Raw genomic sequence first — 14,371 nt, forward strand, 5'->3', positions numbered from 1 at the left:
ATCGTTAATTAAAAGTGCTTTACTTATTGTATAAATAAATGGCATTCATTAATTCGAAAAGGAAAAAACCTCCATTTTCATATTTTTCATTGGTGTTGATATTCACTTTATAATGCGCTTGATTCTTAGAGATTGAAGTCATTTCGATTTCTACTTTTCCAGTTTTGTCATGGAATGCTTCTAAATATTCGTCAGTTTTATAAATAAAGCCTAAATCGACAATATCCTCTGCTATGCTTGAAAAATCCATGTGCGCATAAAACAGTTTAGCGTTTTTAATTTTCTTTTGGGTTTTTCGGTCGAATGCTTTTTTGGAGTAACCATTCAAGTGTTCCGTAACAACACTTTCATCATTCGTTACAATAATAATATTGTCTTTTATGGCAATGTAATAGGAGATTCCTAACTGCATTGGTCCATCAATAATGGTGTAATATGTTCCATTCTTAATCACTTTATCCGATTCAAGTTTTTGCAAGGCTTTTAAATATTTCTCTATTAGAAAGGCGTGTTCGTTAGCAAGTGCAAAAGTCATCATAGGAATTTTCTCCATGTAAGTTGTATCGACTTCAGAGTATTCAAAAGTTTCCTCATCATAGGCATAGGTCACGCGAGAAAGTTCTACTTCTTTAAATCCAGCATAAGAAACAAGAATTTTTGGAGGATAAACAGAGGAAACTGCTTCAACATCGATAAATTCGTCAAGGGTAGACCAAATTGCAGAGGCCAGCAGCATTTCAGCATTTTCTGATTCATCTAATTTGGGCATGTAGATTTCCTTGAACTTTTCGTAAGCACCAAATCCATTAATATTATATAATGCAATTCCTTGCGCATAATCTGGAATATATTTCAAAAGGTTTTTGTCAATTTTCTTTGAAGATCCTGCTTTCATTACTTCTGCAAGGTCTTCAGATACTTGAATTTTCCAGTCTAACTCAATGCCTTCTGGCGTAAAATTAAGGTAAGCAAATTGTCTCATTTCCTTCAATTCGTCTTCCATGTAACCTCTGATTGGATAATACATGAATTCACTCATCAAATTGATGTTCATTAAAGGATTCATATAGATTTTAGCATCCGAAGTCTGTTGGCTAATTTTTCTATACAACTCATCATTAGAATAAAGATTGTTTTTTGGGGAATTGATAAAATTTTGATGTTGCTTTACAATTTTAGTTTTTTCTATGGTGGTAATAGAATCTAAAATATGTTGAAATTTACTTTCTAATTCCATTTGTTGAACCTCGTATTCAGAAATTGTTTCCTCGGCTTCATATTCAATAATCTCCTCTGTTTCTTCAATGTTATAAAAATCATCTTCGATATAATCGTATTCATTATAGAAATAATAATTCTCTGGAAGCTCCCAGCCCTTATCTTCGAAAATCAACCTGGTTTTTTCACGGAAAGATTCCGTATTCCAATTGATTTTGCTGATCACACAAGCGGATTCTGTTAAAGAAATAAACAAATCATTTCTGGCGATAGCTCCGTTTGTCATGAAAAGAGCTTGTTGTTCGGAAGAAAATAGTTGAATGAATTTTTGTTTGTCTTTTATAGGTAGAATGACAGAAACAGAGTTGTACATTTCCCTTTCAAGATTAAAGACAGTCAGTTTAGCGCTAAAATCCACGCCAAGTCCCGACAGATTATTGATTTTGTTTTTCCCGTCATCAAACTCTTTTAATAGGAATTGTACAAATTCAAGCTTGTTGATTTCCTCTAGGGGAACTGACTTTACAATTTTGCCTAAATCTACTTCCATTACGAAATAGGCAGAGTCTGAAATCATTTGGTTCACTTGACTTTTTAAAGAAAGTGAGCTCAAGAGCAAAAGTAGAGCGGTAATAATTTTTTTCATTTTATATTCTAGTTTGGATTGCAAAACTAAGTAAAAAAGATTTAGCTTTTAATTGTGCTTAGGAGTTATTAACTAGGGTTTTACTGTGACGGAATAATCAATAATTTTTGGATTATTCACAATTGTTAACGGTGATAACTGTAGCATAGTTGCTTTTTTGCTTTTTGCAATTCGAACATCAGCTGAGCTCACATTAATTATTTCTTTTTCAAATCGTTGAATGAATACGCATTTCCCCTCTTTTAATAATGCAAAATCTTCGTTTTTACGTGCTTTTTCTTGCCAATCGTTTGGAATGAGTCCACCAATTTTTCTTTGATAAATGTTTTTAGAAAATTCTAAAATAATTGAATTGACTTTATCATTGGCGGGTGCATTATTGATGTCTTCAGATAAACCTATCATTCCATTTCTTAATGATTTCAGGGATTCAAAATCAAGAGAAAGATTTAAAATCCAGTTTTCAGTATTTAATTCCGCTTTTGTGTTGGTTATTCCCGGTTTCGTGTTGAGGTTTTTAATATAAATTTGCAGTTTTTGCTGAAGTTCAGAGCGGGAAGGCACTTTTGTTCCTTTTATGCTATCCATTGCTATTAAAGAGTTCACTTTTGTTGTACTTGCGCTTAAATTGACTGTTAATTTATAGCTTCCCGAACCATCACTATTTAAAGTGGTGTCTTCAATGAGCTCAAGACAGCCCGTTAAACCAAATAACAATCCGGTAAATAATAATGTAATAAAACCTCTTCTCATTTTATGCATTAAAAAATTAATCCTCTGAATCCCACGGTTTGAATTCCTTATTTTCTGTAAATATATGCTATTTGTAAATTACTTCGCTATTATCAAATATCGAACCTACTTTTGAATCACCTCTGCTTGGATTCCTTGAAAAATGAATTTAAAATGTTTTAAAACGTTACTGATTTTTTGCGATTTTGTTCTTTGTGGTTCTACAGGATTGAAAGTGAGTAGTTAAGATGGAAGATAAAAGGGAATTGATAAATCCACTTTAAAGGATGTAGTTTTGTTATTATTTGCAGTCAAAAAACCTTATTTGTTTAAAAATTAGTGCAATATGAGATATAAATTTTAACAATTATTGGAAAGCCAATACTGGTAATAAGACTTTAATCCTGAATTGTTATTGTGATAACCTGTTTCTAAAGGACTATGAACTACACTATGTAGCTTGAAAAGTAGACGAATCATTGTTTTTTGGCGATGAAAAAAATATTTTTGATTTATTGTAAAGCTAAGCTTTTTAATTTTTTGAGTAAAACCAACACATTTCCAACAAATTGAACTACATTTGTATCAGTAGTAGTAGGTTAGGTTGATTAGTGTGATAGGAGCTTAGAACGCCAGTTCTAGGCTCCTATTCTTTTTAAAGACCTTTTGATTTACGTATTTTTGTAAAATACTTTAAATTCAGTTGCGCAGTGCCTCACAGAAATCCTTTATTAGAAAGCGTATTTAAAATCGATTCAGAAACGGATTTTAATCGAATAGCCTTATCGGTATTTAATTATCAATATAATCACGTAGCAGTCTATCGTAAATTTTGCAATGCCTTGGGCAGAAGTACGCCAAAACATTACAAAGAAATCCCCTTTTTACCAATATCCTTTTTCAAAACGCATACAGTCCTATCTGATGAGTTTTCTTCAGATCAACTGTTGAATTTTAAAAGTTCAGGAACAACTCAAAGCATAAGAAGTAATCATTTCTTGGCACTACCTGAATTGTATGTTAATTCATTTATGGATACTTTCTCAAAACAAATGGTTGATCCAAAAGACGCTATTGTGATGGCCTTATTGCCAAATTATATTGAGCAAGGGGAATCTTCGTTGGTTTACATGGTGGATCATTTAGTTAAAGTGTCCAATCATCCATTGTCTGGATTTTATCTGTCTGACTTAGAGGCGCTCATCCAAGAAATTCAAAAGGCAAAGCAAACGAAAAAGAAAATTATACTTTTTGGCGTTTCTTATGCTTTGTTAGATTTAGCAGAAAAAGGGATTGATTTATCTCAGGTTGTGATTATTGAAACCGGTGGAATGAAGGGCCGAAGAAAGGAAATGATTAAGGAGGAATTGCATCAAATATTATGTGATGGATTGAATGTTAAGCATATTTATTCAGAATATGGAATGACAGAGCTTTTGTCGCAAGGCTACACGGACGGAACAGAATATTTTACTTCTCCCAACTGGATGAAGGTGGTTATAAGAGATGTCAACGACCCTCTTTCTTTAAGGCCTGATGGAAAAACTGGAGGAGTAAACGTAATAGATTTAGCGAATCTCTTTAGCTGCTCATTTATTGCAACAGATGATTTAGGAGTGAGAAAAGGAAATCGATTTAAAATCTTGGGAAGATTCGATCAAAGTGATATTCGGGGTTGTAATTTATTGGTGAATTAGTAGATTGGAACATTATTTGTTCTTACTTTCGTACTCATATTTGAAAAAATAAAATTTAAAAAGAATGAAAATATTAATAGCTTTATTAACAGTTGTAATCCTAGGAAGTTGTGCTACCAAAGTTCCTTACACTACAAAAATTAGATCAGAATTTGAGTTAACACCAGAGAAGCTGAAGAAAGTTCAGTTTTATACTTCGGAAATTATTATTCTAGAAAGAAGTGATAAAGAAACAAAAGTGGCTACTACTGGGCAATCTGGTGAGTTAGTAACTTCTGAGCGTTCAACATCAGAAAGAATTGTTATTCCAGCAAACAGACCATGTGTTTTTGAGCAAATGGAAGATGATGGAACAGTTCAAATTAGATTTGAAATGGGAGATGGGCGTGTATTACGTTTTGCAGAGCGCCAAAATATTTCAAATGGAAGATTTTACTTAGTTGCACAATGGGTAAACGGTAAAGGAGAATTGGATTACGGAGGCTCTGTTTATTTCGCAGTAAGACAAAGTGCTTCTGCCTACCTTATGGTAAAACTGAAAAACTGGAAGAAAAACCAGCGTAAAGACAGGGTGGTTAAAGGGATGAAGATATAATGACGGCTAATGTTTAATTACAATTAAGGTTTAATGTTTAACGTGATTTGCGCTGGACCGATTTACCTTTATAAAAGCTGAATTGAAATTCAATATTAAAATAAAAAAGGGAACAAATTCGTTCCCTTTTTTTGGTCTAAACTTTTCAAAACCACCTTTTTTTAAAAAACGACTTGCTATTCCTTAAATTTAATCTACATTTGTGAGTGACTATTCACAAACCAAATGGAGATAACAGAAAGACAACACGAAATAATTACCGCAGCAGGAAGAATTTTGACTGATTCAGGAATACATGGATTAACCATTAAGAACCTTGCAAAAGAAATGAAGTTCTCTGAAAGTGCGGTTTATAGGCATTTCTCAAGTAAAGAAGAGATTATAATCGGAATGTTGAATTATTTGGCTGGAGATATGGATCAGCGTTTCAAATCTTCATTCTCCGATGGCGACTCAGTTGAAGAACGTTTTAAAGCTCTTTTTGAAAGTCAATTTAATTTCTTTAAAAGAAATCCGCATTTTGCAGTAGCCGTTTTTTCTGATGGGCTATTAGAAGAAAGCAAAAAAATCAATCAAGCGATTAGTGGAATAATGCAAGTTAAAATGAAATACCTCACGCCTGTGGTTTTCCAAGGACAGCAAGAGGGTGTTTTTACAAATGCGATTACCACAGAAGATCTGATGCATGTGGTAATGGGTTCATTGCGCTTGTTGATGTATAAATGGCGAATTGCTAACTTTGAATTTGATCTTTCTCATTATGGGAAAAACATGATAGAAACCAATTTAATTTTAATTAAAACTAAAAAATAAAACAAAATGAAACACATAATTTTAACATTAGGAATTTTCAGCATTGGACTTTTGGCAAGTTGTGATAATGCTACTGAGTCAGCAACAGATGCTACAGATACAATTGAAAATAATGAGCACCCAACAGGAGAGGAACACCCATCAGGAGATGAACATCCAGCGGGAGAAGAACATCCGGCTGCAGCTGACCATGAACATTCGCATGATGATGGAGAAGAAATTTCTCTAAATGATGGTGAGAGATGGAAAGTGAATGAAGAAATGAAACCTTTCGTAATGCAAGGTGAAATTTTTGTGAAGGATTTTTTAGATTCAGGTGATGAAGATTACTTAAGTTTAGCTGAAAACTTAGCAGATCAAAATAAGCAATTAATTACAAGTTGTACAATGGACGGTGTGAGTCATGATGAGTTACACAAATGGTTGCACCCGCATTTAGAATTAACAAAGGAATTAAAACAAGCTAAAAGCATCGACGAAGCAAATCATATCGTTGAACATTTATTAGCTTCTTATGAAGAGTATCACAAGTTCTTCAAATAATTGAGGATTAAATTTCCAAAGTAAAAAACTTGTTCGGAACATTTTTATTAGTGGACTGAGCAAGTTTTTTTTCTCTCGTTTGCCCCCTAACTCCCACAACTGTCATCCTGATCATTGGTGAAAATTATGATTTTCAACAATGGAAGGATCTTGTTAAATTTGAGAGAAAAACATTTTCTATTGTAATTTATTAAACTGCTGGTAAAATTCCCGACAAGCATTTAAATTTATAATTATTACTATTTATAAAAGTCAACTGTTTCCAACCGTCCACTAATATAGATCCAATTTTTCAAAATGAATAAGCAATGAACATTTTGTGCTTGAATATTAAGTTAAAGGGCTTTCTGCAGACTTTATAAAGATTCAATTCACTAGAAATGAAGAATATTTATTGATTTTATTAGGAAATTGAATTAATACGTTTACTTTTGTGAGCGAATACTAACTAACATTGTTTTAAAGAGTAAGAAATGGAATTTACAGCTAGACAAATTGAAATAATGGAGGCAGCCACTAAGCGTATTGATGAGTTTGGAATTCAAAACTTGACCATCAATACTTTAGCAGCGGATATTAAATTGTCAGAACCTGCTCTTTACCGTCATTTCGCAGGGAAAAACGAAATACTCTTGGGTTTACTTGAGTATTTTAAAATGGAAATGAAAGAAAGGTTCAGTCGAATATCTTTTAAAGAAACAGATAGCGCAGGCGACCAGTTAAGAATCTTATTCCTATCTCAATTAGAAACTTTTGCGGAGAAACCAGCTATTGTAAGCGTTATTTTTGCAGAAAGCATTTTTCACTTTGATAAATCTTTAAGTAATAAAGTGAGCGAAATCATTGACTTTATGCAAGGTACTGTGAAAGAAAACATCAAAAAAGGACAAGTTGAAAAACAATACAGCACGCTTATTAATTCTGGAACCATGACCACAATTATTACTGGTGGAATGAGAATGGCGGTGATGAAATGGAAACTTTCTGGAAATAAATCAAGTGTAGTAAAAGATGGTATGAAAGTACTCAATGGGATTCTAAAAATGATTGAAAAAACATGATTATGAAAACGAAATTCACCCCACTTCACAGGTTTTTACATTGGACAATTGCTGTCGCAATGACTGTTCTTTATGGTACAGGCTTTTTACGCATGTATTGGTTGAACAAACATAAAATGGTGGACATTATCGCCAGTAAAACACAAGCACTTCCCAAAGAAGAAATGACCGAAATAGCCAAAGCTATTCGTGCGCCTATGTGGGAATGGCACGTTTCTTTTGCCTACGTAATGGTTTTTGCTTTTCTCGTGCGTATTATTTATATGATTGCTAAAGGGATTAAGTTTCCAAGTTTATTCAACTCCAAGCTGCCCATGAAAGAAAGATTACAGGGAAGCATATATCTTTTCTTTTACGTTTTTGTTTTTGTATCCATGTTTACTGGAGTCTCCTTGAAACAAGGTTTTTTCCCTGAAATGAAAGACTCAATTGAAACAGTTCATAAACTCGGGATTTATTGGTTTCCGATATTTATTTTGCTACATATCGCAGGCATATTAATAGCTGAATACACCAACAAAAAAGGGATTTCTTCTGAAATGATCAGTGGGAAGGAATCAGATTTAAAATAAAAAATTTTACACAATGAAGTTAGTAAATACTCACAAACAATTGGTTTTAGGAATGGTTTTTATTCTTTCTTCACTCCAAATGATAAATGCTCAAACATGGACTTTACAGCAATGCATCGATTCAGCAGAAGTACACAACAAAAGATTGAGAATTAACTCTTTGGAAATGGAATCGAGTTTACAACAAGTGAGAGTTGTAGAAGGTAATAGAATTCCTAAACTAAATTTGAATGCCGATTATAAGTATTTCACAGATTTACCTTATCAGCTAATGCCAATGAGTGTTTTTGGTGGTCCAGAAGGTCAATTTAAAGAGGCTCAATTTGGTGTTCCACATCATTTGAATGCAGATTTAACCTTAGCTATTCCAATTTATAATCCAGAATTATATGGAAATATTAAAACCAGCAGGGCAGCTTCTGAACTCACAAGAATCCAGAATTTAAAATCGAAAGAAGAAGTGTTTTTTGAAGTCTCTACGGTGTATTATAACGCTCAAATCATTGCTCAAAGTTTAGATTTTATCGATTCTAATATTCTTAATGCAAGGCAATTATTGAAAAATGTTGAGCTGCTTCAAACGCAAGAATTAGTTACAGGAACAGATGTAAATAGAGCACGATTAAAACTACTTCAACTGGAAAAAGAACGTGAATCTACAACAGTAAAATATGATCGTGTGATCAATGTTTTGAATTTCTTGATGGGAAGAGCGCTTAACGAGCCTATTAAAGTAAATAAAACAATTGATTTTGAAAAGATAGAGAATTATACAAGGGAAACTTCTCTTTCTGTTCAATTAGCGGAAGCAAGAAATACCTTGCTAAAAACACAAATCAATACACTTCAAAAAACGCGTTACCTTCCTTCTTTAAATGCTTTTGCATCTTATGGAACAACAGGGTATGGTTATGATGAAGAACCCAACAGATTCTTGAATTTTTATCCAAAAGGATTAGCAGGAATTCAACTTTCAATGCCACTTTTTAATGGAATGGTGACCAAGAGGAAAGTGATCAGTAAACAATTAGAAATTGATGCAAGTTCACTTCAACTTGAATTAATGCAAGATCAAACAGATGTAAATATTGAAAATGCCTTATCAGAAAAAGACAATGCCAATAGAACAATGGAGATTGTAGAGGAACAACTAAAATTGGCCGAATTGATTTATGATCAAACCATTTTGCAGCACAGTGAAGGAATTGTTTCATTAACCGATGTAATTATGGCAGAAACGGACGTAAATAAAGCTCAAATGGAATATTTGGCTACAATAATAGAATACCTCAAAGCAGATTTGAAATTGAAGAAGGAATCAGGAAACCTACTCAAAAATTAACCACAAAAGATAGAGATCATGAAAAAGATAATAACGATTGTTGTACTTGTTGGCTTAGTTGGAATAACCATATTTCAATTGGCTAAGAATAAAGGAGAAACTGAATCCATAGTTTTTCATTACGATAAAAATAAAACCATTCCCGTTGATGTAATTACCGCCGAAGTTTCAAATTTAGAAACTCGCCAAACCATCGATGGAAACTTTATGGCCAACCGTGAAGTGAAGTTGAATGCTGATATTCAAGGGAAGATTGAAGTGGTGAGAGTAGACTTGGGTTCGGAAGTCAAAAAAGGTCAGATTCTAATTGAATTGGATAATTCTCTTCTGAAATTACAACTTGAAAGTGTGAAGATTCAAGAGAAAGATCTAGAAAAAGACTTCGAACGCTACCGTATTTTAACCGAGGCGGATGCTATTCAAAAAGCAAAATTAGATAAAATTCAATTGCAATTAGAATCGGCTAAAATTCAACGCAGAACAATTGAAGAACAAATCAATAAAACCACAATTCGTGCACCTTTTGATGGAACCATTACGCAGAAGTTTATAGAGGTTGGAGCATTTGCAGCGCCAGGAGTTCCCTTACTTCAATTGAGTCAAATGAATGTTTTGCGTTTCACAGCTTTCGTTGCTGAAGGAGAAATAAATCAATTTTCTTTGAATGAAGAGGTGATTTTAAATGCAGATCAATATCCACAAATAGATTTTTCAGGAAAAGTTGTTGCTATTGGGAGTAAAGCAAATCCCGCAGCACGATATCCAGTCGAAATAGAAGTGATAAATAATAAAGAAACCCCAATTAGAGCGGGAATGTTTGGGCAAGTAATATTAGATCAACAATCAATAAAGTCAGGAGTTGTACTGCCTTTATCTGTTATTCAAGGTCAAATGGATGATGCAAAAGTCTATGTCGTAAAAGACGGAAAAGCTGTTCTCGTGAATGTTGAAATCCTCTCCACTGAAGGCGCTTCTGTTTTAGTAGGCGAAGGACTTAAAGCAGGAGATAAAATCGTGAGCAGAGGTTTTGTGAATTTGTTTGACGGAATAAATGTGAATTACGAATAGTTCAATTACGAATTACGAATTCACGATGTGCTGCGCCAATTCGTAATTCATAATTTTTAATTGATTAAATTGAGTATAATGAATATTACAGAAATTTCCATAAAACGACCATCGCTTATCATAGTTTTATTTAGCGTATTTATCCTTTTGGGATGGATAGGTTTTAAAAACTTGAGCTACGAATTAATGCCCGATTTTAATCAACCCGTTGTGGTGATTAAAACAGGGTATCCTGGAGCTGATCCAGAAGAAGTTGAAACTTCAGTAAGCGAAAAGATTGAAGATGCGCTTTCTAATTTAGAAGGTGTCGATTATTTAGTTACAAAATCATTGCCCAACGCTTCCGTTGTGATTGTGAACCTGAAATACGGAACAAATTTGGACAATACCATGCAAGATGCACAGCGGTATATAGACAATATTCGAAAGGATTTACCAGCCGATATAATGAGTCCAGAAATGAGTAAAGTCTCACCTAACGACTTACCAATTATGTCGATAAGTGCAACGAGCGATTTGCCTCAAACGGAGTTTTATCAAAAAATGAAGAATGATTTTCTTCCTCAGATTCAACAAATTCAAGGGGTTGCTGAGATCACTTTGCTGGGCGGAAAGGAACGAGAAATTCAAGTAAACGTTCAACCTCATCTGTTAAAACAACATGGCGTTTCAATTTATCAAGTGGTACAAGCCATCAATCAATCTGGTGTTGATATTCCTGCTGGGAAAATTCAAACCGATGAATTTGAAAATACTTTAAGACTGAAAGGAAAATTCAGTACACTAGATGAAATTGGTAATGTTCAAGTGGCAATGCCGATGCCAGGAAATCCAATTTATGTAAAAGATATTGCCAAAGTAGAAGACAAAACAGTTGAAATCACTTCGGTGAGTCGTTACAATGGAAAAGAAGGAATTGGAATTCTTTTAAAGAAACAGGGAGACGCAAACGCTGTTGATGTTTCCCGAAGTGTGCGTGAACGTTTTGAAAGAATTTCAGCTACTTATGCCGAAGAGAATGTTCAATTCGTAATTGCAGATGACAGCACAGATAACACAATTGAAGCTGTAAATTCAGTGGTTTTTGACTTGATAATGGCTGTTATTTTGGTTTCTCTCGTAATGCTTTTATTCTTGAGAAGTTTCAGAAACTCATTGATCGTTTTAATTGCCATTCCAACTTCCTTGGTTACCGCTTTTGCTATGATGTGGATTTTAGGATATACCTTAAACCTCATGACTTTACTGGCAATGTCCTTAATTATTGGGGTTTTAGTCGATGATGCAACTGTAGTTTTAGAGAACATTCAAGTGCATCTAGATCGGGGGAAAGAAAAACGCAAAGCCGCAATGGATGGCCGAATGGAAATAGGTTTTTCTGCTTTGTCTATTACACTTGTTGATATCGTGGTTTTTGTTCCAATTTTATTCCTTCAAGTTTTCGTTGCGGATATGCTGAAACAATTCTCTGTTGTAATTATTACCTCCACCTTAACGAGTTTGCTGGTTGGTTTTACATTAACACCTTGGCTGGCCTCAAGAGTTGGAAAGAAAGAAGATTTGCAACCAACGAATTTCTTCAATAAATTTTTGTTGTGGTTCGAAGTTCAATTGGATAGTTTACAAGAAATGTATGGCCGACAATTGAAATGGGTCTTAAATCATAAATTGATTTTCGTAGGTTTTGTTCTTGCTCTTTCCGCATTGACAGGTGTGATGATGAAGCAAGGAATTATCGGGAAAGAATTAATTGCCACAGGAGACCAAGGGAAATTCTTATTGGGATTAGAATTCGATAAAAATACGTCAATTCATTTCAATAATGAATCAGCAAAAGAAATAGAAGATTTCATTTTACAGCAAGATGCCGTGGAAAGTTTATTCAGTAATGTGGGGGGTCCAAGTACAGGAATAGGAAGTCTTGGTGTGGGCTCTGCTTACCGAACAGAAATGACCATTCAACTCAACGATAAAAAAGGAGATATTTCAACAGAATCCTACATGCGACAACTGAGAACAGAATTGGAGTCGCGCTATACCGGAATAAAATATTCTATTATCGCAATGGGATTAGTTCCTAGAACTGCACCAATAGAAATTACCTTGAGTGGCGCAGATTTGGATGAGGTAATGAAAACTGCGAATCATTTACAAGGTGTATTGGAAGACATTCCTGGAACAGATAATATTCTGCTTTCTGTTGAAGAAGGAAGTCCAGAATACAGAGTAATTCCCGATAAAAATCTCATGCAGCGTTTTGGATTAACGACAGCTTATGTGGGAATGAATTTAAGAACTTCTTTCAACGGAAATGATGATGCTTCAATTACCCAAGAAGGAAACGAATATCCCGTTCGTGTTCAATTGGGAAGTTTCAATCGTGAAAACGCAAAAGATGTTGCCGAATTGCCAATAATTAATCCAAACGGAATGGCAGTAGAGGTGAAGCAATTTGCGAAAGTAGAAAAGAACAATTCACCTTCTTTGTTGGAAAGAAAAGATAGACAACCTGCTGTTACGATAACAGCCAACGCACTCGGAAAACCATCTGGAACCGTTGCGGATGAAGTGGTGGCTTATGTGAAAGAACATCCACTGCCTGCTGGAATAGAAATGACTTGGGGAAGTGATGTAAAAAGACAGAATGATAGTTTTGGAGCTTTAGGAAACGTTTTAATGATTTCTTTCTTGCTGATTTACTTAATCCTTGTGGCATTGTATGACAGTTTTGTCTATCCATTCGTGGTTTTATTCTCCATTCCGGTGGCAATAATTGGAGCGTTCTTGGCCTTAAATTTATCTTTAAGTCACCTGAGTTTATTTGCCTTATTAGGACTAATTATGTTGATGGGACTAGTAACCAAAAACGCCATTCTGATTGTCGATTTCACGAATCAATTAAAAGCCGACGGAAAAGATTACAAAACAGCTTTAGTTGAATCTGGAAAAGGAAGATTACGTCCAATTTTAATGACCACTTTATCCATGGTGATTGGAATGTTGCCCATCGCATTAGCAACAGGTTCGGGAAGTGAATGGAAAAACGGCTTGGCTTGGGTAATTATTGGTGGATTATTGTCTTCATTAATTTTAACCGTCTATTTAGTTCCTGTGGTTTATGCTTTTGTGGATGGAATAAAATTGAAACTACAAAAAAGAAAAGGATGAAAAGTGGATTAATTCTTATGGTGTTCTTAGTTTTTTCTTTGACTGTTTTTAGTCAAGATGAGCAATATCATGACTTAAAAATTACAGTAAAAGACTTAAGAAATTCTAAAGGAATTGTCCAATTCACCTTGTACAATAAAAGCGGAAGTATACCAGATGAATATTTTGAGAAATATTATAAAATTAGAAAATCAACGATTCAGAATAATTCAGCTGAATTTACTTTTAAAGGATTGAAATCAGGAACTTATGCCGTCAATATATTGCACGATGAAAACAAAAATGGGGAAATAGATAAAGGTTGGGTTTTACCAATTGAAGGCATAGGTTTTTCAAATTTCAAAAGTATTGGATTGACGAATCGACCAAATTTTGAAAAAGCTTCTTTCGAATTAACCAAAAATAAAGAAGTTTTAATCCATGTTATTTATATGTAAGCAAGATATAAATCTTCGAAATTATCCCTAAAACTAAGCTGGTATTCTTGGGTTCCTAATCGGAAATCAAGCGCTTGTATTTAGGTGTAACTTTTTAAAAAGACCATAAATTGTTTTTATTTATGCCTATTTTTGCCGTTTTATATTTAAAAATAGTCTAAAAAACTATAAAACGGCTGTTTTCACTACTTTACATTCTGAATACTCCCAAAATTAGTTTTGAGACTAAAATGAATTATTTTTTAGGGTTACCCTTTTAAGTCGCAGATTGTTTCAGACAATTTGCTATCCTTCCAAATTTACACCTTTGTATTGATAATCAGAACCTTGACTTCTGATTATCAACTGGAGTAGATCAAAATAGATCCTTCGGAAAATAAAAAACTGAGATTTTTTTATTTTCACATCAGGATGACAAGCTTAATAGTCTTAGGGGGCAAAAATCAGGGTTTGGAAGTGATGGCGCAACGCGCCATCAC

The 14,371-nt window shown here is 34.0% G+C and carries 12 protein-coding genes; 10 read left to right on the forward strand and 2 right to left on the reverse strand.

Annotation, left to right across the window (positions count from 1 at the left end; genetic code table 11):
* Positions 1-19: 19 nt before the first annotated feature.
* Together DIT68_RS08825 and DIT68_RS08830 are read right to left on the reverse strand one after the other, a co-directional pair.
* The gene (locus DIT68_RS08825; RefSeq protein ID WP_109359432.1) at positions 20-1,864 is read right to left on the reverse strand and encodes a hypothetical protein; all 1,845 of its coding nucleotides are present in this window, start codon (positions 1,862-1,864) and stop codon (positions 20-22) included.
* 72 nt (positions 1,865-1,936) lie between these two features.
* Positions 1,937-2,617, reverse strand: a complete 681-nt coding sequence (locus DIT68_RS08830) for a hypothetical protein (protein ID WP_109359433.1) — start codon at positions 2,615-2,617, stop codon at positions 1,937-1,939.
* 689 nt (positions 2,618-3,306) lie between these two features.
* Here DIT68_RS08830 and DIT68_RS08835 point away from each other — a divergent pair.
* The 10 genes from DIT68_RS08835 to DIT68_RS08880 all read left to right on the forward strand — a co-directional run bounded on the left by DIT68_RS08835 (position 3,307) and on the right by DIT68_RS08880 (position 13,892).
* Positions 3,307-4,293, forward strand: a complete 987-nt coding sequence (locus tag DIT68_RS08835) for a LuxE/PaaK family acyltransferase (protein ID WP_109359434.1) — start codon at positions 3,307-3,309, stop codon at positions 4,291-4,293.
* Positions 4,294-4,357: 64 nt separating this feature from the next.
* Positions 4,358-4,888, forward strand: coding sequence for a hypothetical protein (locus DIT68_RS08840; RefSeq protein ID WP_109359435.1), 531 nt, complete (start codon positions 4,358-4,360; stop codon positions 4,886-4,888).
* Between the two features lie 225 nt (positions 4,889-5,113).
* Positions 5,114-5,701 (forward strand): TetR/AcrR family transcriptional regulator, encoded by a 588-nt coding sequence (locus DIT68_RS08845; RefSeq protein ID WP_109359436.1) that lies wholly within the window; start codon positions 5,114-5,116, stop codon positions 5,699-5,701.
* Positions 5,702-5,707: 6 nt separating this feature from the next.
* On the forward strand, positions 5,708-6,244 hold the full coding sequence (locus DIT68_RS16425; RefSeq protein WP_199223398.1) for a hypothetical protein: 537 nt from the start codon (positions 5,708-5,710) through the stop codon (positions 6,242-6,244).
* Between the two features lie 473 nt (positions 6,245-6,717).
* A complete protein-coding gene (locus tag DIT68_RS08855; RefSeq protein WP_109359437.1) occupies positions 6,718-7,305 on the forward strand; it encodes a TetR/AcrR family transcriptional regulator in 588 nt (195 codons plus the stop codon).
* Positions 7,306-7,307: 2 nt separating this feature from the next.
* On the forward strand, positions 7,308-7,877 hold the full coding sequence (locus tag DIT68_RS08860) for a cytochrome b/b6 domain-containing protein (RefSeq protein WP_109359447.1): 570 nt from the start codon (positions 7,308-7,310) through the stop codon (positions 7,875-7,877).
* Between the two features lie 13 nt (positions 7,878-7,890).
* Positions 7,891-9,219, forward strand: a complete 1,329-nt coding sequence (locus DIT68_RS08865; RefSeq protein WP_109359438.1) for a TolC family protein — start codon at positions 7,891-7,893, stop codon at positions 9,217-9,219.
* An 18-nt stretch (positions 9,220-9,237) separates the two neighbouring features.
* The gene (locus tag DIT68_RS08870; RefSeq protein ID WP_109359439.1) at positions 9,238-10,287 is read left to right on the forward strand and encodes an efflux RND transporter periplasmic adaptor subunit; all 1,050 of its coding nucleotides are present in this window, start codon (positions 9,238-9,240) and stop codon (positions 10,285-10,287) included.
* A gap of 78 nt (positions 10,288-10,365) precedes the next feature.
* Positions 10,366-13,455, forward strand: a complete 3,090-nt coding sequence (locus DIT68_RS08875) for an efflux RND transporter permease subunit (protein WP_109359440.1) — start codon at positions 10,366-10,368, stop codon at positions 13,453-13,455.
* Positions 13,452-13,892, forward strand: coding sequence for a DUF2141 domain-containing protein (locus tag DIT68_RS08880; protein WP_109359441.1), 441 nt, complete (start codon positions 13,452-13,454; stop codon positions 13,890-13,892). Before DIT68_RS08875 ends, DIT68_RS08880 begins: the two co-directional genes overlap by 4 nt.
* Positions 13,893-14,371: the final 479 nt, after the last annotated feature.

This window comes from Brumimicrobium oceani, assembly GCF_003143775.1.
GTDB lineage: Bacteria > Bacteroidota > Bacteroidia > Flavobacteriales_D > Crocinitomicaceae > Brumimicrobium > Brumimicrobium oceani.

Excerpts from the sequence above, each read along its gene's own strand:
- DIT68_RS08865 (WP_109359438.1), top strand. The coding sequence starts at position 7,891 with ATGAAGTTAGTAAATACTCACAAACAATTGGTTTTAGGAATGGTTTTT.
- DIT68_RS08880 (WP_109359441.1), top strand. The coding sequence starts at position 13,452 with ATGAAAAGTGGATTAATTCTTATGGTGTTCTTAGTTTTTTCTTTGACT.
- DIT68_RS08825 (WP_109359432.1), bottom strand. The coding sequence starts at position 1,864 with ATGAAAAAAATTATTACCGCTCTACTTTTGCTCTTGAGCTCACTTTCT.
- DIT68_RS08855 (WP_109359437.1), top strand. The coding sequence starts at position 6,718 with ATGGAATTTACAGCTAGACAAATTGAAATAATGGAGGCAGCCACTAAG.
- DIT68_RS08840 (WP_109359435.1), top strand. The coding sequence starts at position 4,358 with ATGAAAATATTAATAGCTTTATTAACAGTTGTAATCCTAGGAAGTTGT.
- DIT68_RS08860 (WP_109359447.1), top strand. The coding sequence starts at position 7,308 with ATGAAAACGAAATTCACCCCACTTCACAGGTTTTTACATTGGACAATT.
- DIT68_RS08870 (WP_109359439.1), top strand. The coding sequence starts at position 9,238 with ATGAAAAAGATAATAACGATTGTTGTACTTGTTGGCTTAGTTGGAATA.
- DIT68_RS08830 (WP_109359433.1), bottom strand. The coding sequence starts at position 2,617 with ATGAGAAGAGGTTTTATTACATTATTATTTACCGGATTGTTATTTGGT.
- DIT68_RS08875 (WP_109359440.1), top strand. The coding sequence starts at position 10,366 with ATGAATATTACAGAAATTTCCATAAAACGACCATCGCTTATCATAGTT.
- DIT68_RS16425 (WP_199223398.1), top strand. The coding sequence starts at position 5,708 with ATGAAACACATAATTTTAACATTAGGAATTTTCAGCATTGGACTTTTG.
- DIT68_RS08845 (WP_109359436.1), top strand. The coding sequence starts at position 5,114 with ATGGAGATAACAGAAAGACAACACGAAATAATTACCGCAGCAGGAAGA.